This window comes from Rathayibacter rathayi, assembly GCF_004011095.1.
GTDB classification, from domain to species: Bacteria; Actinomycetota; Actinomycetes; order Actinomycetales; family Microbacteriaceae; genus Rathayibacter; species Rathayibacter rathayi.
Map to the genome: position 1 here is coordinate 572,622 of NZ_CP028129.1, position 22,873 is coordinate 595,494.

Here is a 22,873-nt window from a genome sequence, read left to right on the forward strand (position 1 = left end):
GGAATCGGGATGGAGACGGGAGGTCAGAGCGCGCGCAGCCGCGGCGCGAGATCGCGCTCGAAGCTGTCGAAGAAGCGCTGCTGGTCGTCGCCGGGGCTGTGGAAGACCAGGTGGGTGAAGCCCGCATCGACGTAGGGCTTGATCTGCGCGACCGTCTCTTCGGGGTCGGAGCCGACGATCCAACGCTTCGCGACCTGCTCGATCGGCAGCTCGTCGGCGGCGCGCTCCAGATCGACCGGGTCGGTCAGCGAGTGCTTCTGCTCGGGAGTGAGCGAGAGCGGCGCCCAGAATCGCGTGTTCTCGAGCGCGAGAGCCGGATCCGGGTCGTAGGAGAGCTTGATCTCGATCATCCGGTCGAGGGCGGAGGAGTCCCGGCTGGCCGCCGCCGCGCCCTCCTCGACGGCGGGGAGCAGCTTCTCGGTGTACAGCTCCATTCCCTTGCCCGAGGTGCAGATGAAGCCGTCTCCTGCGCGCCCCGCGTACTTCGCGACGACGGGGCCACCCGCCGCGATGTAGACCGGCACGCCGTTCTGGGGCTTGTCGTAGATCGACGCCTCGTGGGTGGAGTAGTACTCGCCGTCAAAAGTGACGCGGTCGCCGGCCCACAGCGCGCGCATCAGTCGGACCGCCTCGCGCAGGCGGGCGAAGCGCTCCTTGAACTCGGGCCAGGTCTGCTCGCCCGCGCCCTGGTAGCCGGTGGCGACCTCGTTCAGCGCCTCGCCGGTACCGACGCCGAGCATGATCCGCCCGGGATAGAGCACGCCGAGCGTGCCGAACGCCTGCGCGATGACAGCGGGGTTGTAGCGGTAGTGCGGGGTCATCACGGAGGTACCGAGCCGGATCGTGGAGGTGCGCTCGCCGGCGGCTGCGAGCCAGGCGAGGGAGAACGGGGCGTGGCCGCCCGTGTGCCGCCAGGGCTGGAAGTGGTCGGAGACGACCGCGCTCTCGAAGCCGTGCCGCTCGGCGGCGACCGCGAGTTCCACGAGTTCGCGCGCGCCAAACTGCTCCGCCGATGCCTTGTACCCGAGCGTGATCGTCATCTGCAGCCTTCGTGAGAGGTGGGACGCCCCCGGAGATGGGGCAACCCCTCCATTCTGCGCCTGCCGCACCGAGGAGCGGGACGGGTGGACGGACCGGTGGAGATCGTGTCCGGATTCGCGGCTGTGGAGGAGCGTCAGGCAGCGGGAGCCGCGATGTTCACCATCCAGCCGACGCCGTAGCGGTCGACGAGCATCCCGAAGCGGTCGCCCCACGGCGACGCGACCAACGGCTCAAGGACCGTGCCGCCCTCGGCCAGGCCGTCCCAGTACCCGCTGAGTTCGGCGTCGTCGTCGCCGAAGAGCGCGATCGTGATGCGGGCGCCCTGGTCGGCCGGGCTCGAGGAGGGGGAGTCGGAGCCCATCAGGATCATCCCGCTCGGCGTGACGAGCTGGGCGTGCATGATCCGGTCCTGGTCGGCCGGATCCGCGCTCATCCCCAAGTCGCCGAAGCGGCTCGTGGTGAGTTCGCCGCCGAGGACACCGCGGTAGAACTCCATCGCCTCCTGCGCGGAGCCGTCGAAGCCGATGTATGGGGTCAGTGAAGTGGGCACGGCGCGCCTTTCCGTCGAGGTCCGCCCAGTATCTCCGCGTCGTGCCGCCAGCACCAGAGGGGTCGACGGACGGGCGCTGCAGCCGCCCCGCTCAGAGTTCGTCGCGGGTGGGCGGGTTCGCGCCGGGGCGGGAGGTGGTGATGCCGGCGACGTGCGCAGCATGGCGGCCGATCGCGTGCAGGGCGGGGCCGTCGAGCACCGGGCCGTTCGCCGCGCCGAGGCCCTGGCGGAACGCCTCGTCGAGGATCGCGCCCATCGCGGAGTCGCCGGCGCCGATCGTGTCGGCCACGACGATCCGCGCGGCCGGCACGGTGACCCGGGTGAGGGTGGAGGCCAGGAGCAGTCCCTCCGCTCCGCGCGTCACGACCGCGAGCTGCGACCCGAGCGCCAGCAGGCGGCTGAGCACCTCGTCGAGCTGCATCGTGGGGTACAACCACTCCGCGTCCTCATCGCTGAGCTTCACGATCTCGCAGGCGGCCGCCACCCGCTCGAAGCGGGCGAGCGCCCCGGCGTGGTCCCCGACCAGTGCCGGGCGGATGTTCGCGTCGACGCTCGCGGTCACTCCGGCCGGCAGAGCCTCGAGCAGCGCGAGCACGGCGGATCCGCCCGGCTCGAGGAAGATCGCGATGGAGCCGGTGTGCACATGCGCGGCACCGCTGGGATCGGCGGCCGGAGGGTTCCAGGCGAGGTCGAACACGTAGCGGGCCGAGCCGTCCGCGGTGAGCACCGCGCGGGCGGTGGAGGTGCGCGCCGCGTCCCCGTATTGAACGTCAACTCCTGAGGCTTCGAGGTGCGCGCGGATGCGGCGGCCGCGCTCGTCATCAGCGATGTCGGTGACGAGGGTCGCGGATCGTCCGAGGCGGGCGAGCGCGAGGGCGACATTGGCGGGCGACCCGCCGACGTGCTCCGTGGCGCTGCCGTCGCGCTCGACAATATCGATCAGCGCCTCGCCGATGACCAGGGTGCGGGATGACGCGCGGACGCGCTCGTCGGTGGAGGACATGCCGACATCATGCCGGGTGGCGGGCGTCCCCCGCGACGCGACGTCGACACGAACCGAGGTTGGCAGGCCGCTCGGGCGCCTCGAGACGCCTGTTTGCCGTTCTCAACCTCGGTTTCCCACCTCCGCCAGCACAACATCGAGCGTCGTCACCTCGATCAGCGGCGCATACAGCGCCATCGCCTCCAGTGCCCGCTGGTGGTCGGCCTCTGAGGCGCCCGCGCAGGCGTCGGCCACGACCCGCACCCTCACCCCGGCGTCCGCTGCGGCGAGCGCCGTCGACAACACACAGCAGTCGGTGGCGACTCCGGTCAGGACCAGCTCGCGGGAGTCGTCGAGTTCCGCCTCGAGTTCCGGCCCCCACTTGCCGAAGGTCGTCGCGCTGATCGTCCGGTGCCCCTCGAATCCGACCACGAGTTCGTAGAGCCGGTCGCTCTCGGGCACGAGCGCGAACGGCCACTTGCGGTAGTAGGGGATCCACCCGCCGCGGGGCCGCTCGGGTGCGACGAAGCGGGTGGTCACCACGCGCTCGCCGAACGTGGGGAGCAGACGCCGTGTCCCCTCGGCGGCGCGCGCGAATTCGGCCGAGCCCCACGGCGAATCCGCGTCGGCGAACACCTGCTGCAGGTCGATCGCGACGAGCAGGCTCACGCCGAGGCCTCCTGGCGCCGGACCGCCGTGCGCGAGAGGGCGAGCGTGCCGGCGAAGCCGATCACAAGCGCCAGGAGCACGCCGAGGTTCGCGCCCGCCCAGTCGCCCTCGCGCCCGCCGAGCGGCCCCAGGAGGTACCCCTCCCACTCGAAGCCGGGAGAGTAGTTGACCACCAGGCCCCAGCCGAGGAGCGTGCCGACCAGCACGAGCGCGACCGGCACCGCCGACACGCTCCTGTAGCGGCCGCGGGAGTCGTAGAGCGCCTCCTGGTCGTAGTCGCGGCGGCGCAGCAGGAGGTCGGCGAGGAAGACGCCGAGCCAGGCCGCGACCGGCACGCCGAGCGTGATCAAAAAGCCCTGGAACGGGCCGAGGAAGTCGCCGGCGACGAACACGACGTACACCGCGCCGAGCACCATCAGCACGCCGTCGATCCCGGCGGCCACCGGACGCGAGACCTTCAGCCCCGTGCTGAGCAGCGCCAGGCCCGAGGAGTAGATGTCCATCACCGCTCCGCCGATCAGGCCGAGCAGCGCGACGACGATGAAGGGGAGGAGGAACCAGGTCGGCAGGATCCCGGCGAGCGCGCCGATCGGGTCGGCGGCGATCGCGTCGGAGAGCTCCTGCGAAGAGCCGGCCAGGAGCAGGCCGACGACGACGAGCAGCACGGGTGCGACGGCTCCGCCGATCGTCGTCCAGGCGACCACGCCGCTCGTGCGCGCTTCGCGGGGCAGGTAACGGGAGTAGTCGGCCGCCGCATTCACCCAGCCCAGCCCGAAGCCGGTCATCATGAAGACCAGGCCCCCGATGACCGCGGCGGTGGAGCCGGCCGGCAGGGCGCCGATGGCCGCGAGGTCGATCCGGTCGAGGACGAGCACGACGTAGACCACGGTGAGCACGGCGGTGGCGATCGTGATCGCGAGCTGGAGCCGCATAATCAGGCGGAAACCGGCGATCCCGGCGACCACGATCAGCGTGGCGACCACGATCAGGGCGACCACCTTGGTGAGCACGCCCCCGTCCCAGCCGAACTCCTCGAACACCGTCGCCGTTGCGAGCACCGCGAGGGAGGCGAGCACTGTCTCCCAGCCCACCGTGAGCAGCCAGGAGATCACCGAGACCAGGCGGTTGCCGTCGACGCCGAAGGCCGCCCGGCTGAGCACCATCGTCGGCGCGGAGCCGCGCTTGCCGGCGACCGCGACCAGCCCGCAGAAGAGGAATGAGACGACGATTCCGATCACGCCGACGAGCGTCGCCTGCCAGAAGGAGAGGCTGAAGCCGAGCAGGAACGAACCGTAGCTCAGCCCCAGTACCGACACGTTTGCGGCGAACCACGGCCAGAACAGGTCGCGCGGGCGGCCGTGCCGCTCCGACTCCTGGATCGTGTCGAGGCCGTTGAACTCGATGCCGCCGGCGGAGCGGGTGCTCGGATGATCGGGGGAGGTCATCGCGTCCTCGTTCTCACGGGTGCAGGCCCTGCGCCGCAGCTGCACCGAACCTACAGCGCGCCGCGCTCGAACAGCAGCCGGAGCGATTCCAGGTCGTCCGCGACCCGAGCGCAGTCCTCGTCCCAGTCGTCCACGCTCATCCCGGGCCGCCGCCGTACGGTGAAGGCCACCTCCGCGCCGTCCCCGTTGATGAGCACTCGGAGCGGATTGTTCACCACCGTCCCGTCCGGGAGGGTGACCTCGTGGTCCGCGACGCCGAACGGGTTCTGCGGGGCGAAGCGCACCTCGACCCGCCCCATCGGCGAGTCGGCGAACCATCGTCCGTCCACCTCGTCGAGCGCGGAGGAGGCGAGGCCCGCCGCCCAGCGCGGCAGGTTCGCCGGGTCGGACACGAAGGCGTAGACCTCCGCGGCCGGCGCCTCGATGACGACGCCCACAGGGCGCGACTCGTACAGGGTCATCCGCTCGTCCTTCTACTCGGTGTTCGGTGCTCGTCGCTCAGTACTCGTCGCTGAAGCTGGCGACCAGCAGGGCGGCGAGCGCCGTCCGCTCCAGCATGCCCTCAATGCTGATCGACTCGGTGCGCGCGTGCGCCCCCTCGCCCGGCGCGCCGAGTCCGTCGAGCACCGCAAGACCCAGCGCCGCGACGAGGTTGCCATCGCTCGCTCCGCCGACCGCGATCTCGCGCAGCGGCACGTCGATCCGCTTCGCGACCCGCTCGGCCCGGCGGTAGAGCGCGGCGACGGAGGCGGTCCGCTCGAAGACAGGCCGCTCCCAGGAGCCGCGCACCTCCAGCCGGATGCGCGGATCGGCGGCGGCGAGCGCCTCGAGCTCGGACTCGACCCGCGCCGCCTCGGCCGAGCCGCGGATCCGCGCCTCCAGTTCCAGGCGCACGCGCGCGGTCGTCACGTTGACGCGGGATCCGCCGGACACCACGCCGATGTTGACGGAGGTGCCCTCCTCGGCCCGCGCGATCGAGAGCACCCGCGGAATCAGCGAGCCGAGCTCGTGGATCGCGCTGGCCCCCTTCTCCGGCTCGACCCCGGCGTGCGCCTCGACGCCGACGACGTCGATCACGAAGCGCCCGATGCCCTTGCGCGCCGTCTTCACCGCGTCGCCGATCGCGCCTTCGAACACCAGGACCGCGTCGGCCCCCATGCACTGCCGCTCCAGGAAAGGGCGGGAGGCGGCGCTGCCGACCTCCTCGTCCCCGCTCAGCACCAGCCGGATCGCGGGGTGCGGGACCCGGGCGTGCCGGAGCGCGGCCACCAGCCACACCATCTGCACCAGCCCGGCCTTCATGTCGTAGCTGCCCGGTCCGCTCAGCCGGTCGCCCTCGACGCAGAAGGGCCAGGATCGGGTGGTGCCGAGCGGCCACACGGTGTCGTAGTGGCCGAGCAGCGCCACGAAAGGACGGGTGCCGCGGTGCGGCCTGGTGCCGTCGCTCGCCGGCACGGTCCACCTGGTCGCCGTCGGCGCGTCCTGCGCTCGCTGGTGCTGCACGTCGCAGTCGTGCCCGAGCCGCTCGCCCACCCAGTGCACGAGGAAGGCGTGCAGCTGGCCGAGCGCCTCGAGGGAGTCGCTCGGGCTCTCGATCATGACGAGGTGCCGGACGTCGTCGAGCATCCGGGAGCGGTTGTCGCGGAGGAAGGCACGCACGCGGGCGGCGTCGTCGGCATCGGGAAAAGTCATCGACTCCGGACTACCAGAGTGCGACCGCTCGCGTGAACCCGCCGACCCGCGCCGACGCCCGTGAACTGTTCGCGCCGCCGTTACGTTGGTGCAGGAAGAGGTGGAGATGTCCGAGGATCAGGCGCAGATGCTGCGTGCGTTGCACGACGAGCACTCGAGCGCGCTCTGGCGTTTCGTGCTGCGGCTGACCGGTGACCGCCACCTGGCGGAGGACGTCGTGCAGGAGGCGCTGCTGCGCGCCTGGAAGCACCCCGAGATCCTCGCGCAGGGTGAGGCCGCCGCCCGCTCCTGGCTCTACACCGTGGCGCGGAACCTCGTCATCGACGACCGGCGCAGCGCCCGTTACGCGAGGGAGCTGGGCACCGAGGAGGTCCCCGAGCGCCCGACTGCCGACCGCACCGACCAGGTCCTCGACGCCTGGCTGCTCTCGGACGCCCTCAGCGGTCTCAGCCACGACCACCGCGCCGTCATCGTGCACGCCTACTACGGCGGGCGCACGGTGACCGAGATCGCCGCGCTGCTCGGGATCGCCCCGGGCACCGTGAAGTCGCGAATGCACTACGGGATGCGCGCCCTCAAGCTCGCCCTGCAGGAGCGGGGGGTGACGGAGCTGTGAGCCACGACCCCTCCTCCGACGACACGCACGGCGCCGCTTTCCGCGACTGGGACGCCGCTTACCTCCTCGGCGCCCTCACTGCCGCCGACCGCCGCGCGTACGAGCTGCACCTGCGCGTCTGCCCTGCCTGCCGCGAGGCCCTGGCCGAGTTCGTGCCGCTGCCGGGACTGCTCGCGCACCTCCCCCAGGAGGAGGCGCTGCGCCTGGTCGATCAGTCGGAGGAGAGCGCGGAGGCCGCTCCCGCCGCGTTGCTGACGCGCCTCGCCGCGGCCACCCACTCCGTCCGCCGGCGTACCCGACTCCGCATCGCCGGCCTCGTGCTCGCAGCCGCGGGCGTCTCGGCGGCCGCCGCCCTCGCCCTGCCGCTCGCGGCCGGCTCGTCACTCCCGCCGGTCGAGACCACCGGCGCGACCGTCTCGCTCGCCGCCGCGCCCGGCGTCCCCGTGGAGGCCTCGGTGGCGTTCGTCCCTCAGCAGTGGGGCACCCGGATCGACATGGACTGCAGCTGGGCGGAGACGGCCGAGCTGTACGCGGGGTCGGCCGGTTACGTCCTCTATGTCACGGACACCTCGGGTGGCACCGAGGCCGTCGGCTCGTGGACCAGTGCGCCGGGGACGACGATGGAGCCGAGCCTGGCCACCGGTCTGCCGCTCTCCGAGATCGCCTCCGTCGAGGTGCGGCTGCAGGGCTCGGACACGGTCGTCCTCACCGGCCACCCCTGAAACTCGCCAGCCGAGCCCGCTGGCCGGAGTTCGCCGGCCGGCACTCCGAGTCGCCGGCGTTCGGAGCGGACGACCGGATTCCCAGGTGGGCGCCCAGTAGACTGAGTAGCTTCTCAGTCATGACGACCGCGACTCTCGCCCTCGCCCCCGCCTCCGTGGCGGCCTCCTCCTCCGACAGCATCGACGAACTCTCCGGGCTCGTCGGCGTCGCCGCTCGGGTGATCGCCGCGCTCGGGGAGGTCGGCGTCGGCCTGCTGACGCTGATCGAGACCGTGTTCCCGCCGATCCCGAGCGAGCTGGTGCTGCCACTTGCCGGATTCCTCGCGCATCAGGGGCGGATGACCCTGGTGCTGGTCGTGGTGACCGCGACGCTCGGCGCCTACTTCGGCGGCCTCGTCCTCTACGCGCTCGGGCACCACGTTGGCACGGAACGCTCGATCCGCCTGCTCTCGAAGCTCCCGCTGGTCGACCGCGAGGACTTCGAGAAGGCCGTCGGCTGGTTCCGCCGTCACGGCACCTGGGCGGTGCTCTTCGGCCGCCTCATCCCCGGTGTGCGCAGCCTCATCTCGCTCCCCGCGGGCGCCGAGCGGATGAACCTGCTGCTGTTCTCGGGATTGACGATCCTCGGATCCGGGGTGTGGAACGGCCTGCTGATCGGGCTCGGCGCCGCCCTCGGCACGCAGTACGAACTCGTCGACCAGTACGCGGGCATCCTCGACGCGATCATCTATAGCGCGGTCGGCCTGCTGGTGCTGGCGCTCGTGGTGCGCAGCGTCCGCAGGCATCGCGGGGCCGTCCGCACCGGTTCGCGCCGCTGACCGGAGCGCTCCGGCCCGTCGGCTGCGAGCTCCGGCCTGTCGGTCGCGAGGTCCGGCCCGTCGGCTGCGCGTCTCGCCATCTGCGCGCAAGGTCCCGCGCTACCCCGCCCCCGTGCTTTACCGTCGAGGAGTCCGTACTCCTCGACGCGAAGGAACAGCCATGTCCGAGACCGCCGCGCCCACGATGTCCCGCACCTCCGTCGAGCGCTGGTGGATCATCGCCGTCTCGCTGATCGCGATCGTGCTCGGCGTCATCGCCGTGCTGATCCCCGGCCCGACTCTGCTGACCGTCGCCATCATCTTCGGCATCCACTTGATCGCCGCCGGCGTCTTCCGCCTGCTGCTGGCGTTCACCGCCTCGCGGCTCGACGCCCGCGTGCGTTGGCTGGCCGGTGTGCTGGGCGCGCTCATTCTGGCCGCGGGCGTCCTCTGCCTCTCGAACCCGTTCGAGTTGCTGAGCGTGCTGGGTCTGGTCATCGGCGCCGGCTGGATCTTCGACGGCGTCTCGAGTATCACCAGCGGTCGTTCCGTCGCTGGGCCGGCCTGGCTGCCCATCGCTGCGGGCATCGCCTCGGTCATCGCGGGCGTGCTGACGATCATCATGCCCGTGCTGGCCCTGGCCTCCTTCGTGACTGTCGCGGCCGTCCTCCTGATCGTCGTCGGCGTCTCGGGCCTGCTCCTGCTCCCTGGCCGCACCACTCGCCCCGCGAGCACGGAGGCGTAGCGCCGGCTCAGGAGAACCAGTCCTCCGGCACCCACAGTCGGCCGGAGGTGGCGAAGAGGATCCAGGACGCAGGAGCCAGGATCCAGAGCGCCACGATCCACCGGTACCCCGGCAGGCGCGAGCGCACTGCGTGCACCTCGGCCCGGGCCACTCGTGGCGAGAAGATCAGGAGCGCGTTCGCGGCGATCGACATCAGCGCGCCGACGACGACCGGGCCGCCGATCAAGAAGATGACCAGGGCCCCATTGCACAGCACGCTGACCGCCCCGACGAGCCAGAGCACGATCAGAGTGCTTGCGGTGACGAGCGAGATGTTCCGCGCGAGCGCGTCGCCGGGGCGCGCAGGTTCGGGCGCGTCCGCCGCCGCCTCTGAGCGGGCCCGCAGCCGGAGCGCGACCGCGATGGCGATCGCCAGGAGGGTGTAGAACGGCCCGAGGAGCGTGATGCTCCTGACCAGCCCGCCCAGCTGCATGATGTCCATGCCGGTGACGATCCCGGCGACGGCCATCGTGAGCGGCACGAGCACGACCGAGAAGAGAGGGAAGGGCGGAGGCCCCGGCGGGCCGGGAGGCTCGTGATCACTGTGCATCCGGCGACCCTAGCCACCGCCGTCCGAGCGCCCGGAGCGCTGGCGCGTCGTCTGTGCGAGCATCGCCGGCATGGTCGATCCCGATCTCGTCCCCGAGCTGCTCGTCGCCGACCTCGAGCGCAGCCTCGCGTTCTGGTGCGGTCCCTGCGGGTTCCGGATCCACTACTCGCGACCAGAGGAGGGCTTCGCCTACCTCGTGCTCCGCACCGCTCACGTAATGCTGGAGGAGGCGGGGCGGGGACGCAACTGGATTGCGGGGCCCCTGGAGCGTCCGCTCGGCCGTGGGATGAATCTGCAACTGCATGTCGAGGACGCCGACCGGACGGCGGCGGCGCTCGCGAAGGCCGGGACGGCGCTGTTCTCCCCGCTCGAGACCCGCTGGTACCGGGTCGGCGCGGAGGAGGCCGGCGTGCGGCAGCTGGTAGTCGCGGATCCCGACGGCTATCTGCTGCGGTTCCAGTCGTCGCTCGGGCGCCGACCCGCCTGAGCACACACGTCGCCCGTTCGTTGATGTGATGCGACCAGCGTCCGACGCGCCACCATCCGTTCGGCTCGTGACGTCATGCCAGCGATGGATGCCGAGGACGGCTCGGGGCTGGTTCCATCGGGTTATGACGCAGCACACCGCCACCGCGACCCTCGAGCAGATCCCTGCCGCCGCCCCCGCCCATCCCGATCCCGATCCCACGCCGATCGCCGAGGCCGAGAGCGAGCCGCTCGTCCGCTCCGCCGACCTGGTGGCGGCGCTCACGGGCATCGCACTCTGCTTCTTCTCTCTTTTCGTCTTCGCGATCGCGCACTGGCAGTACTTCGGCGCCGACGTCGATGAGGTGAGCCTCCTCGGCTGGCTCACCCCCCTGATCGCCGGCGTCGCCTGCCTGCTCGCGGCCGGCGTGTCGGTCTCGTCTCGCGTCGCCGCTCGCCGCGCCGTGCGGTTCGCAGCGTGAGCCCCATCCTCGCCGGTCCTGGCCTACAGGCGGCCGAGCAGCTCCTCATGCGCGCCGGCTGCCTCCGCCCCGAGTACCCGTGGTCCCGTGGTCCGGCCACCGCCGCAGCGCCCCGGATCGACTTCGCGCTCCTCGCGGAACAGGCCTGCCTCCTCGACCTCTCGGAAGAGGCGGTCGCGCGCATCGCGGTATCGCTCGCGACCGGCCGCGCCGTCGACCTGCGCAGCGCCTTCGGCCACCTCACCCGCGACCACGCGGCGCTGGTCATGACGGCGGTCGCCGTCGCCTGTGGGCACGACCGGGTGAGCAGCCGGATCCGCGTGGTCGGCGACGAGCGGCACGTCGAGACCGTCCTGCCGCTCGCCGACTGGCCCTCCTAAGCCCGCCACCGACCCGCGTCGCTGCGACCTTTCAGAGGTCCCCGGTTTAGGGTATGCGTGTGCAACGAGTCGACAATTCTCCAGGAGCCGGACCGGTGGCGACCTCACCCGAGTCCGGTGACCAGGGGGAGGCGTCCGCGCATCAGCTCCCCCCGACGGCCACATCTCCCCTCCAGCTGACGAGCGGCGAGGCCGGTTACCAGGGCGGCAACGTGGCCGATCCGGTCTGGCAGTCGTGGCGCGACGAGCTCGCCCGGGTGGGCGGTCCGTCGCCCCTGCTGCACTTCGTCGACTCGCCCCCCACCCGCATCGAACTCTCGACCACTCACCCCGGTGGGCTACCCCCGTTCATCTCGGGGAAGACCACGCTGCTCTCCTCGCTCATCCGCGACGAACTCGCTCTGCGCACGGCCAAGAACGCGGCCGGAGCAATCACCGACAAGGGAATCGAGCTGCGTTCGGTCCGCGGCATCGAGGGTGTCCACCTTGCGATCGGCCTCGCCCAGTGGCGCGCCGGCGACACGGAGTTCACCGCTCCCGTGCTGTTGCGTCCGCTCGCGATCCGTCGCTACGGCCGCGACTTTGAACTCAAGCTCAAGGGCCAGCCCTTCTTCAACCCGCAGCTGGCGCGTGCCCTCAGGCAGCAGTTCGGCATCACCATCGATCCGGAGCAGTTCGTCGAACTCGCCGTGCAGAACGGTGTCTTCAAGCCGCAGCCGGTCATCGACCAGCTCCGTGGACTGACCTCGCACCTGCCCTGGTTCGCCGTGCACCCCCGCCTCGTGGTGTCGAGCTTCGCGGACGTCGCGGGCGACATGCTCCGCGACGCTCGGATGCTCGAGCACCCGGTGCTGGACGCGGTCGCCGGCAATCCGGCCGCCAAGCGCGCCCTGCAGCAGTCGCAGAAGGTGGCGTCGATCATCCCGCAGGACGAGCGGCCGCCGGCCACCGACACTCTCCTCCTCGACGCCGACGCCGAGCAGGAGCAGGTGATCGCGAACATCGCGGCCGGCAACTCCCTCGTCGTAAAGACTCTCCCCGGCACGGGCGGCACCCAGACGATCGTCAACGCCATCGGCGCCCTGGCGGCACAGCACAGGCGCGTGCTCGTCGTCAGCGCCCGGCGGTCGAGCCTGGACAGCATCCACCAGCGTCTACTCTCGGCGGGCCTGGGCGGCATCGCCGTGGGTCCGCGCACGCTCCGCCGCGACCTCATCCAGTCGATCGGCCGCAACGAGAAGGCCGCGCGCCCCTCGGTCAGCGAGATTGATGATGCGTTGCTGCGCCTGCGGAAGGTGCTGCTCGATTACCGCGGTGCGTTCTCCCGCCGCGACGAGAGCTTCGGTGTCTCCGCCCTGCAGGCCCTCGAGGAGCTGGCTCGCCTCTCGCAGCTGCGCACGCCTCCCTCGACCGCCGCCCGCCTCGACCGCCGCTGCGTCACCGCCCTCGCACACAGCCGTCCCGAGGCGACGCGGATGCTGATCGAGTCCGCGCGCCTGGGCGAGTTCCGGTACGGCCCGGGTGACTCGCCCTGGTACGGCGCGCAGTTCGGCTCCACCGCCGACGCCGAGATCGCGCACGAGCTGGCCAAGCGGCTGCACCTGCGCGACCTGCCGCGCCTCCTCGACCGCGGTCAGGACGTCATCGGCCAGACCCGGATGCGCCCGTTTGAGTCGGTCGCCGAGCTCGGCATCTACCTGCGTCTGCTGCAGGACGTCCGCGACACTCTCGACAAATTCCAGCCGGCCGTCTTCGACCGCTCGATCCACGACCTCATCGTCGCCACCTCCCCGCGCCGCGAGGCCACCGAGATGTCCGCGACCAATCGGCGGCGGTTGAAGAAGCTCGCCCGCGAGTACCTGCGCCCGGGCGCGCATGTGACCGATCTCAATGCGGCACTGCGCCGGGTGCAGCAGCAGCGGACGCTGTGGCAGCGCTACGCGGTCGCCGGCACGATCCCAGAAGTTCCGGTCGGCGTCGCCGACGTACAGGTCGCCTACCAGGCGGTCACCGATCAGTTGAGCCGCCTCGACGAGCCGCTCGGCCGTCGCGGCACCAACCTCCAGCTCGCCTCCCTCCCGCTCGCGGAGCTGGCGTCGATGGTGTCCGGCCTCGCCGAGGACAGCGAGGTGCTCGCCAACCTCCAGGAGCGCACGACACTCCTGGCGACTCTGCGCGACTGGGGCCTGGATCCGCTGCTCAGCGACCTTTCGCGCCGCCACGTACCGGCCGAGCTGGTCGCCGGGGAACTCGACCTCGCCTGGTGGCGGTCGGCGCTCGAGATCATGTTGACCGACGAGCGCGCGCTGCTCGGCGGCAACACCAGCGTGCTTGACCGCCTCGAGGCCGACTTCAAGCTCGTCGACGAGGCGCACGCCGCCTCCAGCGCGGAACTGCTCGCCTGGAAGCTCTCGGAGACGTGGAAGATCGGGCTCGTCGACTGGCCGCAGGAGCGCGACGCACTCCGGGCGCTGCTGCGCACCGAGTCGACGACGCCGCAGGAGCTGCAGAAGGCGGCGCCGCACCTCTCGCGCGTGCTCGCCCCGGCTTGGCTCGCCTCGCCGTACGAGGTGCACCGCATCGGCACCGAGACGACCTTCGACGCGGTCTTCCTCGTTGACGCGGGCGCGACCACGCTGGCCGAGAACGTCGGAGCGATCCGTCGAGCCAAGCAGGTCGTCGCGTTCGGCGACCCGGTGACGCAGACCCCGACTCCCTTCGGCCTGCGCGTCGACGAGACGCCGGAGTTCGGCTCCACCGCGTCGCGGACCGACGTGGAGGCGCTGCACGCCCAGTCGGCGCTCGCCCGCCTCGGCGAGCTGTTGAACACCGTCACGCTGACACGTAGCTACCGCGCGGGGGGCGAGGACCTGGCCGAGCTGGTCAACCGCCGCTTCTACGGCGGGCGCCTCGACTCGCTCCCCTGGGCAGGGTCGTTCCTCGGACACGACTCGCTGCGCTTCCACTACATCGCGAGCGGCCACGGCATGCCCGAGAACGATTCCGGAGCCGTCGAGTCGGTCGACGCCGAGGTCGCGAAGGTGGTCGAGCTGGTTCTCGAGCACGCCGTGATCCGCCCCAGGGAGTCGTTGATGGTGATCACGGCGAGCCCCCGCCACGCGGTGCGGGTGCAGCAGGCGGTGCTCACCGCGTTCGCCAAGCGCACCGACCTCAGTGACTTCATCCTCGGTGATCGGCCCGAGCCGTTCGCCGTGGTGACACTGGAGCAGTCGGTCGCTCAGAGCCGCGACCGCGTCATCTTCTCGATCGGCTACGGCCGCACACCGCACGGCCGCTTGCTCTCAAACTTCGGCGCCCTCGCGGAGCCGGGTGGAGAGCGCTTGCTGGCCGTCGGGATGACCCGCGCGCGTCGGTCGATGGACATCGTCTCGTGCTTCCGCCCCGGAGACATCGACGAGTCGCGGATGCGCTACGGCATGGTCGCGCTCGCACAGGTGCTGCAGGAGGCGGAGGACCGCGTCCAGCCGAGCGACCGCGATGACTACTCCGAGCCGATGCTGGTGGATCTCGCCGCGCGCCTGGAGCGCCGCGGTCTGCGGGTGAACATCGGGCACAAGGGCAAGCTGGCGTTGGTCGCCGCGCACGGGACGCGGGCCGTGGTGGTCGAGACCGATCGCGATGTGAGCACGCAGAGCCTGCGGGTGTCGCTGCGCCTGCGCCCGGAGCTGCTGCGCCGGCTGGGCTGGCACTACCTGCGGGTGCACAACTTCGAGCTGTTCGCCGACCCCGAGGCGGTGGCCGCGCGGGTGGCCGGGCTGATCGGCGCGACGGAGGGGGAGGCGTCCGCCACCGCTCGCGGTGCTCTTGCTCCTGCTCCTGCGTCGGGCGAGACGCAGCCCGTCGAGCCGCTGCCGCGCGACTGACCGTGGCGCCGGATCCGGATGCCCCCGCGGGCGAGGACCGGCCGCTGCGGCGCACTCGCGGCGGCCGTCGGGCGACGCTCCCCGCGAAGCCCGGCACCGACCCGTCCCCGCACGACGCTCCGGTCGCTGACCCCGACGCGCCCTCTGCGCTCCCCGACAGCGGCCCAAACGATGTCCGCCTGCGCCAGGACGTCCCCCCGCACTACTGACCCTCCCGGCCCGCTCGGCCCGCTCGGCGGAAGGCGACAGGACAGCTCACCCCGCGCTGTTCTTGGCGAGCAGGTCGCGGATGTCGGCGAGGAGTTCGAGCTCGGTCGGTGCCTGGGCATCGGTGGCAGCAGGGTCGGCGGCCTTTGTGGCGAACGCGGCGTTCTTGAGGTGGTTGATCGGCAGGACGATCGCACAGTAAAGCACGAATGCGACGATCACGAATTGGATCAGGGCCGAGATGACGGCTCCGTAGGAGATGACGGTCGGGTCGTCGCCGTTCGCGCCCGGGCGGATGGTCCAGGTGAGGGCGTCGAGTGAGGTGGCGTCGAAGATGATGCCGATCAGGGGGTTGAAGATCCCCGTGACGATCGCATTCACGATCGCGGTGAAGGCCGCACCGATGACCACGGCGACAGCCAGGTCGATGACGTTACCGCGGAGGATGAACTCTTTAAAGCCGTTGATCATGGTCGTTCCGTTTCGGCGGGTGGTGGTGGGCGACGGGTCAGACTCCGGAGGAGGAGGAACCCGAGGACGACGACGCGGACGATCCGGAGCCGGAGGAGCCCGAGCCCGAGGAGCCGGAGCCGGAGGAGCCGGACGACGAGTCGGACGTCCCGGAGCCCGACGACCCGGATCCGGACGTCCCCGATCCGGACGCCCCGGATCCGGACGTCCCCGATCCCGACGTCCCCGATCCCGACGACTCGGATCCCGACGATCCCGAGCCGCCGTCGCCCGACGTCCCGCCCGAGCGTGAGTCTGTGCGGTAAAAGCCCGAGCCGTTGAAGGTCACGCCGACCGCGCTGAACACCTTGCGCAGCGCCCCCTGGCAGCTCGGGCACTCGGTGAGGCTGTCGTCGGTGAATTTTTGCTGGATGTCGAAGGCGTTGCCGCACTGCGTGCAGCGATAGGAGTAGGTGGGCACAGGGGCTCCTCAGAGGCGGGTGGGGGAGAGGGGGACGGGTCAGTGGCGCAGGTCGACGACGCCGGAGGGAGTGACGACTCCGTCGACGGCCTGGTCGTGGACCTCGCTGGGCACCCGCTCGACGAACTCGCTGTCGAAGACGACAGCGTAGACGGGCGGGCACTTTTCCATCGAGCCCAGCGTCTTATCGAAGTAGCCGCGGCCCCAGCCCATCCGCATTCCCTGCCGGTCGACGGTGGCGGCCGGGACCACGATGAGGTCGACGTCGTTGATCGCGATCGGTCCGAGCAGCTGTCCGACCGGCTCCGGCATGCCGAACAGGCCCTGCGTCTCGGTGTGTCCGTCGCCGACGGCCCAGTCGAGCAGGCCGTCCTGGCGCGAGATCGGGAAGAGGACGCGAATGCCGTGGCTCTCGGCCCAGCCCAGGAACGGGCGAGTGCTCGGCTCGTCTGCCGTGGAAAGGTAGCAGGCGAGTGAGCGGGTTCCGAGACGGGTGGCCAGCTCGATCAGGTGGGTGGTGATCTGCTCAGCAGCCTGCTCGCGGGCGGTTGAGGTCTGCGTGCGGCGGCGCTCGCGGAGCTCGGCGCGTAGCGCCCGCTTCTCGTGCGTGATGTCGACCGGCATGCGCTCATTCTAGAACCGGCCTTCGGCCTCGCGCGCGGAGCGCTGAGGGACGCTCGTCCCGAATTGCCCCGGAACGGGGGTTCGGCGCCCTCTGACGCCGGTTCTGGCGCGAAACTCGCGCGACTTCCACCGCCGCTAAGATGACGCCCCATGGGCACTCGAATCCGCAAAGCCGTCATCCCCGCCGCCGGTCTCGGCACTCGCTTCCTGCCGGCGACCAAGGCCATCCCCAAGGAGATGCTGCCGGTCGTCGACAAGCCGGCGATCCAGTACGTGGTCGAGGAGGCGGCGGACGCCGGTCTTCAAGACGTGCTCGTCATCATCGGGCGCAACAAGAACGCGCTCGCCAACCACTTCGACTCGGTGCCCGAGCTCGAGCACACCCTGTCGAAGAAGAAGGACGACAAGAAGCTCGAGCACGTTAAGTACGCCAGCGACCTCGCCGACGTCCACTTCGTCCGCCAGGGCGAGCCCAAGGGTCTGGGCCACGCGGTCGCCCGTGCGCAGCGCCACATCGGCGACGAGCCCTTCGCCGTCCTTCTCGGCGATGACCTGATCGACGCCCGCGATCCGCTGCTCTCGCGCATGATCGAGGTCGCCGAGAGCCGCGACACCACGGTCGTCGCGCTGCTCGAGGTCGACCCCGACCAGATCCACCTCTACGGATGCGCCGCGATCGAGGCGACCGACGACGATGACGTGGTGCGGATCACGGGCCTGGTCGAGAAGCCCTCGAAGCAGGACGCACCCTCCAACCTCGCGATTATCGGTCGCTACGTACTCAAGCCCGACGTGTTCGGTGTGCTCGAGCACACCGCCCCGGGCAAGGGTGGCGAGATCCAGCTGACCGACGCGCTGGAGCGGATGGCTCAGGACCCGGCCGAGTTCGGCGGGGTTTACGGCGTGGTGTTCCGCGGCCGCCGTTACGACACCGGCGACAAGCTCGACTACATCAAGGCGATCGTGCAGCTCGCCTCCGATCGTGAGGACCTCGGCACCGACCTCAAGCCGTGGCTGAAGGACTTCGTCGCCGGACTCTGAGCCCCGGATCGTCCGCCGCGTCGAACGGACGGGACCCTCTGCTGCGGCCGGGGATCCCGTCCGTTCCTGCGTCCGGCGAGAGCGCGGGCGGCCGCAGAGCCCAGTCCCCTCCTGCGGCGCGGCGGAGCAGTAGGGTCGCATCATGCCGCTCCCGATCCCGACGCTCACCGAGGGTCGTGTCACCGTCCGCCCGATCCGCGTGCGCGACGCCCGCCCCCTGGAGCGCGAGCTGATCGCGAACCGGTCGTGGCTGCGCCAGTGGGAGGCGTCCGACCCGCGCGGCGGTGCCGCGTTCGACGTGCGTGCCACCATCCGCTCGCTGCAACAGAACGCGCGCGCCGGTGGGGGAGTGCCGTTCCTGATCGACTGGGACGGCGAGCTCGCCGGGCAGCTCAACATCTCGAGCATCGGTTACGGCTCGCTGTCGTCCGGCTCGATCGGCTACTGGGTGTCCGAGCGCTTCGCCGGCCGCGGCATCACTCCGCTCGCCGTGGCTCTCGCGGCCGACCACGCCTTCCTCGACCTGGGCCTGCACCGGATCGAGATCTGCATCCGCCCCGAGAACCGGCCGAGTCTGCGCGTGGTCGAAAAGCTCGGCTTCCGCTATGAGGGCCTGCGGCGCCGCTTCATCCACATCAATGGCGACTGGCGCGACCACTTCTGCTTCGCGCTGGTGGCGGAGGAGGTGCCGCGCGGTGTGCTCCGCCGCTTCTTGGACGGGCAGGTCCCGTCCGACGTCGGTGTGCCGAGTGACGCCGACCTGCGCGCGTCGCGTCGCTCCGGCCTCTCTGGACCCTCCGACGGCGCCGGTGTCCCCCCGACCGGGCCCCGCCTGATCCGTGACTCGCACGGACACACCTACCCGTAATGACGGACGGGAGTGCCCGGGACTCCTAGCGTTGTCCGCATGAGTAGCGACTGGCTGGGTGGGGGCGTCGTCTGGGCGCTCGCCGCTGTTCTGTGGGTCGCCTACCTGATCCCCACATGGATGCGCCGGCGGTCGTACAACGCGACCGAGCGCAACGCGGTGAGGCTGCAGCAGACGCTGCGAATCCTCGCCGAGACCGCGGAAGTGCCCGAGCATGTGCGTGCGGAGGCGACGGCCCGAGAGGTCGCGCTGCAGCAGCGCCGGCTCCGGGTGACCGAGACACGACGACGAGCCGAAGAGAAGGCACAGGCGATGGAGCTGGCACAGGCGGAGAAGGCAGCGCGCGAGGCGCTGCGACGGGCGGTCGCGAGCGCACGGCGGAGCACACGGTGGGGGCCTTCGGCCCTGCGCTGGCGTCAGGGGGCTGCGTTGACCGTGCTGGTCGGCGTCGTCGCGGTGCTGGTCGGGCTCGTGATGCTGCCGTTCGGCGGCACGGGGGTGGTGCCGCTCGTCGGGCTCCTCCTGCTGGTCGCGGGCCTTGGCACGCTGATCCTGCTGGCGCCCGGTCGCCGCCGTACCGCCGCTCCGGCCGCGGTCGCGCCGACAGCCGCCGCGACCCAGCGGCGCCGCGCCGAGGTCTTCGAGGCCGAACTCGCCGCGGAAGAGGCGGAGACGGCCCCCGAGGAGGTCGGCGAGGACCGCGCGAGCTGGACGCCGCGACCGCTGCCGAAGCCGCTCTACCTCTCCCGCGGCACGGTCGCCGCTTCGGCGATGGCCTCGATCGACGCCGTCGAGCGGCTGCGGACGGCGGCGGCGGAGGCGGAGCTCGCCCAGCGCGCCGCCGCGACCGCGCCCGAGGTGGCCCCGCTGCGTGCCTCGCGGGTCGCCGCGTCGGTTTCGGAAACCCCCCGTCCCTCCTCCCGCTTCGCCTCGATGGGCGTCGTCGACGGTGTCGACGCGATCGACCTCGACCAGGCGTTGCAGCGCAGGCGTGGGGCCTGACGCGGACGCGGAGTGCCGGCTCGGCCGTGCTACTGTGGTCGAGTTGTTCGGGCCGGTGACGGCCTGGGAGGCACGGGTCCGTGGCGCAGTTGGTAGCGCGCTTCGTTCGCAATGAAGAGGTCAGGGGTTCGAATCCCCTCGGATCCACCACAGTGTTTTCTTTGCACGATGTTGTTCTTCGCACCATCCGCATCAGCGATCGCCGAAGGATCTTCGGTGCGAGGCCCGCTCTTCTGAGCGGGTCTTCTGCGTTTCTGGCCTGTCGCCTGTCGCCCGCCGTGCGAGCACAGGCGGTGTTCGACCGTATCGGGCTCTCAGCCGGGCATCCGTGGGAACTGGACCTCCCGAAGGGTGAAGAGGGCCATCCTCGCCGCTGAGCCGGTCGCGATGCTCGCTTGGCGCGCGGGGCGGCGTGTGCCGTGGCCAATTGTGTCCAGCCCCGTCATTAGCGCACACTGGGGGAGTGGCAATTAAAGTGACCCTTGTTGATGATCTCGACGGCGTGCTCGCACCCGACGGCTCGACGGTGCAGTTCTCGATCGACGACGACGTCTACGAGATTGACCTCTCTCCGAGAAACCGACAGAAACTCCGGGCGGCCTTCCGCCCCTATGTTGACGCCTCGCGGCGAGCGCGCTACCGCATCACCGATCTCCCGGCTGTAGGGCCGAAGAAGTAGGGCCTGACCGCTCTCGTGGTCAGTGGGACGCGGGGTGGCATTGCGTTCCTCTTGGCCGAGGGTAGTCTCCGCATTCTTCTGACGTCAGCCAAGGGCGGTAACGCCGCATCCACTCCGAATGATCTGGCGGCGCAGAAAGTAACCTTCGTCGACGATGACTCACGACTCCGACGATTCCTGGCCGAGTCGAGCTGGTCGGACCGGTCTCCGTCACCATGCCGAGCGCAGAGGTCACCGTGACTCGTACGGAGGTGCTCGCCCCTCGAAAGCACACCGAGAGTGGGGTTTTCGCGCGGCCCGGTGCACCGGAGTAGGACTAACTCCGATCACGGTCTGCCAGCGATCAGCGGAAGGCCGAGTGCCGGCGATTCATGGACAGCGGTCTCGGTGAGGAGCGCTCAACGATATCGACGTCTGCCTGGCCACAAGGTTGGCAGGCCCGGCGTCGTGGTGGTGCGCCGTGCCTCCTCGCGGATCACGAGGTGTCCACTCGACCGACGATCTCGGCCCGGGCGCCTCGACGACGCTGAGCAGCACACGGGTGACAGTCGCTCCGTGACACCCTCCTGCGGATGCGAGTGTCCGTCGGGTTGTCGGAGAGGGTCGCTGTACGTCGGCCAGGAGAAGGCCCTCGACCGCCCCGGGATCGTCTGATTCCGATCCGATTCCCGCTGGAGGTCTGGAGGTTCGCATGTCGGAAGTCACCACAGAAAGTCCTCCCAGTGGTCGGCTCGCGCGATCGATCCTTCTGGATCACAGGCGTCGCGGTCCTCATCTCCGTGATGGGATCGTCGGTGAAGAACACCGTGCAGGTCTCCTTCGAGCCGATGGCCGAGTCGTACGGCGAGCCCCGAGGTGCGTTCGCACTGGCGACGACGATGTTCGCCCTCACCATCGCGGTGGCCTCGCCGATCGTCGGTGTGCTCTCGGACACGCTCGGTCCGCTGGTGGTCCTTCGGAGCGGCCTGGTCGTGTCGGCCGGGATGTTCGTCTCCCTGTCCTTCGCGCAGAACTTTGTGCTTCTCGCGGTGCTGTACGGAACGCTGGGCGCGATCGGCTACGCGTCGCTCTCGTACATCCCGATCGGTGTGCTCGCCGATCGTGCGTTCCCTCCCGAGCGGCGAGGGTTTTTCTACGCTCTCCTGACAAATGGGACCGCCCTCGGCTTCATCCTTCTCGTTCCGTTGTGGATCTGGCTGGAGAGCGTCACGACATGGCAATCCGTGATGCTCGCCCTGGGGGCGTCTTCGTCGTCGTGTTCCTCCCGCTTTCCTTCACCGTTCGCGTCGTCGAACCGGCGTCGCGCTCAGTTGCGGACTCACAACACAGTCGCGTCCGCGGAATGACGGCGGCGCTGAGCGTGCCGTTCGCTCCGCTCGCGCTCGCCTTCATGGCCTGCGGTGCCACGATGGCCTTCATCAATGTTCACCTCATGCCCGATATGGCCGATCACGGCGTGACCTCGACGGCGATGTCCAGCGCGATGATTCTCATCGGATCGACGGAGATCATCGGTGCCTTCATTGCCGGCCTTCTCTGCGATCGCGGGTTCGTTCGAGGCATCCTGCTTGCCGCTTATCTGCTTCGTGGCTCGGCGGTTCTTCTGCTCGCCGTCGGTCCCAACGACGTGGTGGTCCACTTCTTCGGAGTCGTCTTCGGATCGAGTTACCTGATGACCGTCGTTGCGACAACGGTGTGGATCGTCGAGTCCTACCCCGCGCGAGTCCGCGGTCTGCTGCTCGGGGTGCTCTGGGCCGTCCATCAGGTCGGCGCCGCACTGAGCAGCCAGGTCGGCGCCGTCCTGCACGACCACGTCGGCGGCTACGAGCTACGAGCCCATTCTGTACACGGGAAGCGTCTCGTGCGCGATATCGCTCGCCATCGTTGCCTGTCTCCGGAGTCCGAAGAAGCGCGCGAAAAGCGCGGGACCCTCGGACCTATCGGTGCTCGACACCACCGATTAATCGGCGTCAACCGACGCGCTCTACGACGTGAGTCGGCTAAGCGTGCGTATCGTCGTCAGTACGGCGATGACAGGATCCGGTCCGTCTTTGCGCAGGCTCTCGGATCTTTGCGTTCACGCCTCCTGGCTCGATTTCCCCTTCTCGAGCGGCCGGCGCGTTTTGTTGTCTACTCGAATGTGGGCAGGGGTGTCAGCGCAAGTCTGTACGAAGACGTCTTCGGCGGTCTCGCCAAGGCCAACTGCTGGGAGTACGGACGCTCGATCGGGCACACGGGCGTCAGCGATCAGATTCTGGCGCTGCCCGACCTCGTTGACAGGAAGGTGCTGTCGGTCGGCGACCGCGTGCTGCTGATCGGCGCGGGTAACGGGCTGAGCGTCTCGGTGATGCTGGTGGAGGTTCGTTCCCGCAGTTCTGGCGCGTTCTCATCCTGGATCGCGCCCGGAGTCCCCCGTACGGGGTCCGCTGGGCGGGAGCCGTTCTCCGCGGCGCTCGACGGGC

At 70.3% G+C, this 22,873-nt stretch carries 25 protein-coding genes, 1 tRNA gene and 1 pseudogene; 16 read left to right on the forward strand and 11 right to left on the reverse strand.

Translation table 11 applies throughout. The features are described 5' to 3' along the window. Nucleotides 1-23: 23 nt before the first annotated feature. From fgd to C1O28_RS02935, 7 genes are all read right to left on the reverse strand, one after another. Nucleotides 24-1,040, reverse strand: a complete 1,017-nt coding sequence (fgd, locus tag C1O28_RS02905) for a glucose-6-phosphate dehydrogenase (coenzyme-F420) (protein ID WP_202129468.1) — start codon at nt 1,038-1,040, stop codon at nt 24-26. Nucleotides 1,041-1,174: 134 nt separating this feature from the next. After that, nucleotides 1,175-1,591, reverse strand: coding sequence for a VOC family protein (locus C1O28_RS02910; protein WP_097166670.1), 417 nt, complete (start codon nt 1,589-1,591; stop codon nt 1,175-1,177). Between the two features lie 91 nt (nt 1,592-1,682). Continuing rightward, a complete protein-coding gene (locus C1O28_RS02915) occupies nt 1,683-2,594 on the reverse strand; it encodes a carbohydrate kinase family protein (RefSeq protein ID WP_097166669.1) in 912 nt (303 codons plus the stop codon). Nucleotides 2,595-2,696: 102 nt separating this feature from the next. Continuing rightward, the gene (locus C1O28_RS02920; protein WP_097166668.1) at nt 2,697-3,242 is read right to left on the reverse strand and encodes a cysteine hydrolase family protein; all 546 of its coding nucleotides are present in this window, start codon (nt 3,240-3,242) and stop codon (nt 2,697-2,699) included. Further along, nucleotides 3,239-4,687: a purine-cytosine permease family protein gene (locus C1O28_RS02925; RefSeq protein ID WP_097166667.1), complete on the reverse strand. Its 1,449-nt coding sequence runs from the start codon at nt 4,685-4,687 to the stop codon at nt 3,239-3,241. Before C1O28_RS02925 ends, C1O28_RS02920 begins: the two co-directional genes overlap by 4 nt. Nucleotides 4,688-4,737: 50 nt before the next feature. Then, nucleotides 4,738-5,148 carry an SRPBCC family protein gene (locus C1O28_RS02930; RefSeq protein ID WP_097166666.1) on the reverse strand — a complete coding sequence of 137 codons (411 nt, stop codon included), beginning with the start codon at nt 5,146-5,148 and terminating at the stop codon, nt 4,738-4,740. 37 nt (nt 5,149-5,185) lie between these two features. Next, nucleotides 5,186-6,379, reverse strand: coding sequence for a M20/M25/M40 family metallo-hydrolase (locus C1O28_RS02935; protein WP_202129470.1), 1,194 nt, complete (start codon nt 6,377-6,379; stop codon nt 5,186-5,188). 106 nt (nt 6,380-6,485) lie between these two features. Between C1O28_RS02935 and C1O28_RS02940 the strand changes: the two genes are divergently transcribed. From C1O28_RS02940 to C1O28_RS02955, 4 genes are all read left to right on the forward strand, one after another. After that, nucleotides 6,486-6,995 (forward strand): sigma-70 family RNA polymerase sigma factor, encoded by a 510-nt coding sequence (locus C1O28_RS02940; RefSeq protein ID WP_097166665.1) that lies wholly within the window; start codon nt 6,486-6,488, stop codon nt 6,993-6,995. Further along, nucleotides 6,992-7,717 (forward strand): anti-sigma factor family protein, encoded by a 726-nt coding sequence (locus C1O28_RS02945; protein ID WP_097166664.1) that lies wholly within the window; start codon nt 6,992-6,994, stop codon nt 7,715-7,717. The genes C1O28_RS02940 and C1O28_RS02945 overlap by 4 nt, the downstream gene beginning before the upstream one ends. 119 nt (nt 7,718-7,836) lie before the next feature. Next, entirely contained in the window at nt 7,837-8,535 is a 699-nt protein-coding gene (locus tag C1O28_RS02950; RefSeq protein WP_097166663.1) for a DedA family protein, read from the forward strand. 160 nt (nt 8,536-8,695) lie between these two features. Beyond that, nucleotides 8,696-9,259, forward strand: coding sequence for an HdeD family acid-resistance protein (locus C1O28_RS02955; RefSeq protein ID WP_097166662.1), 564 nt, complete (start codon nt 8,696-8,698; stop codon nt 9,257-9,259). 7 nt (nt 9,260-9,266) lie between these two features. Here the strand turns inward: C1O28_RS02955 and C1O28_RS02960 are convergent, their stop codons facing one another. Next, complete coding sequence (locus C1O28_RS02960; RefSeq protein WP_097166661.1) at nt 9,267-9,848, reverse strand: hypothetical protein; 582 nt, start codon at nt 9,846-9,848, stop codon at nt 9,267-9,269. Between the two features lie 70 nt (nt 9,849-9,918). Between C1O28_RS02960 and C1O28_RS02965 the strand changes: the two genes are divergently transcribed. The 5 genes from C1O28_RS02965 (at nt 9,919) to C1O28_RS02985 (ending at nt 15,268) form a co-directional block, all read left to right on the forward strand. After that, nucleotides 9,919-10,335, forward strand: coding sequence for a VOC family protein (locus C1O28_RS02965; RefSeq protein WP_097166660.1), 417 nt, complete (start codon nt 9,919-9,921; stop codon nt 10,333-10,335). Between the two features lie 124 nt (nt 10,336-10,459). Then, the gene (locus C1O28_RS02970) at nt 10,460-10,795 is read left to right on the forward strand and encodes a hypothetical protein (RefSeq protein WP_097166659.1); all 336 of its coding nucleotides are present in this window, start codon (nt 10,460-10,462) and stop codon (nt 10,793-10,795) included. Next, nucleotides 10,792-11,175: a hypothetical protein gene (locus tag C1O28_RS02975; protein WP_127821426.1), complete on the forward strand. Its 384-nt coding sequence runs from the start codon at nt 10,792-10,794 to the stop codon at nt 11,173-11,175. The genes C1O28_RS02970 and C1O28_RS02975 overlap by 4 nt, the downstream gene beginning before the upstream one ends. A gap of 53 nt (nt 11,176-11,228) precedes the next feature. Next, the gene (locus C1O28_RS02980) at nt 11,229-15,059 is read left to right on the forward strand and encodes a DEAD/DEAH box helicase (RefSeq protein WP_419866648.1); all 3,831 of its coding nucleotides are present in this window, start codon (nt 11,229-11,231) and stop codon (nt 15,057-15,059) included. A 2-nt stretch (nt 15,060-15,061) separates the two neighbouring features. Then, nucleotides 15,062-15,268, forward strand: a complete 207-nt coding sequence (locus tag C1O28_RS02985; RefSeq protein WP_097166657.1) for a hypothetical protein — start codon at nt 15,062-15,064, stop codon at nt 15,266-15,268. A 46-nt stretch (nt 15,269-15,314) separates the two neighbouring features. Here C1O28_RS02985 and mscL read toward each other — a convergent pair whose 3' ends face one another. The 3 genes from mscL to C1O28_RS03000 are packed head-to-tail and all read right to left on the reverse strand — an operon-like array spanning nt 15,315 to nt 16,821. After that, complete coding sequence (gene mscL / locus C1O28_RS02990) at nt 15,315-15,737, reverse strand: large conductance mechanosensitive channel protein MscL (RefSeq protein WP_181024688.1); 423 nt, start codon at nt 15,735-15,737, stop codon at nt 15,315-15,317. Between the two features lie 37 nt (nt 15,738-15,774). Continuing rightward, nucleotides 15,775-16,197 (reverse strand): FmdB family zinc ribbon protein, encoded by a 423-nt coding sequence (locus C1O28_RS02995; RefSeq protein WP_097166656.1) that lies wholly within the window; start codon nt 16,195-16,197, stop codon nt 15,775-15,777. Nucleotides 16,198-16,236: 39 nt separating this feature from the next. After that, nucleotides 16,237-16,821, reverse strand: a complete 585-nt coding sequence (locus tag C1O28_RS03000) for a 5-formyltetrahydrofolate cyclo-ligase (RefSeq protein WP_097166655.1) — start codon at nt 16,819-16,821, stop codon at nt 16,237-16,239. Between the two features lie 150 nt (nt 16,822-16,971). On the opposite strand from C1O28_RS03000, the gene galU reads away from it, so the two are divergent. The 7 genes and pseudogenes from galU to C1O28_RS15530 all read left to right on the forward strand — a co-directional run. Continuing rightward, a complete protein-coding gene (gene galU / locus C1O28_RS03005; RefSeq protein WP_097166654.1) occupies nt 16,972-17,862 on the forward strand; it encodes a UTP--glucose-1-phosphate uridylyltransferase GalU in 891 nt (296 codons plus the stop codon). 142 nt (nt 17,863-18,004) lie between these two features. Next, nucleotides 18,005-18,730 (forward strand): GNAT family N-acetyltransferase, encoded by a 726-nt coding sequence (locus C1O28_RS03010; RefSeq protein ID WP_097166653.1) that lies wholly within the window; start codon nt 18,005-18,007, stop codon nt 18,728-18,730. A 39-nt stretch (nt 18,731-18,769) separates the two neighbouring features. Continuing rightward, nucleotides 18,770-19,732, forward strand: coding sequence for a hypothetical protein (locus C1O28_RS03015; RefSeq protein WP_097166652.1), 963 nt, complete (start codon nt 18,770-18,772; stop codon nt 19,730-19,732). Nucleotides 19,733-19,806: 74 nt separating this feature from the next. After that, nucleotides 19,807-19,882, forward strand: a tRNA-Ala gene (locus tag C1O28_RS03020). 313 nt (nt 19,883-20,195) lie between these two features. Next, the gene (locus C1O28_RS03025) at nt 20,196-20,411 is read left to right on the forward strand and encodes an Lsr2 dimerization domain-containing protein (RefSeq protein ID WP_160487512.1); all 216 of its coding nucleotides are present in this window, start codon (nt 20,196-20,198) and stop codon (nt 20,409-20,411) included. Between the two features lie 782 nt (nt 20,412-21,193). After that, complete coding sequence (locus tag C1O28_RS03030; RefSeq protein ID WP_258058664.1) at nt 21,194-21,757, forward strand: MFS transporter; 564 nt, start codon at nt 21,194-21,196, stop codon at nt 21,755-21,757. Continuing rightward, nucleotides 21,754-22,758 (forward strand): annotated as a pseudogene (locus C1O28_RS15530) (MFS transporter); the annotation flags it as partial. The gene C1O28_RS03030 and the pseudogene C1O28_RS15530, both read left to right, overlap by 4 nt. Between the last annotated feature and the right edge of the window lie 115 nt (nt 22,759-22,873).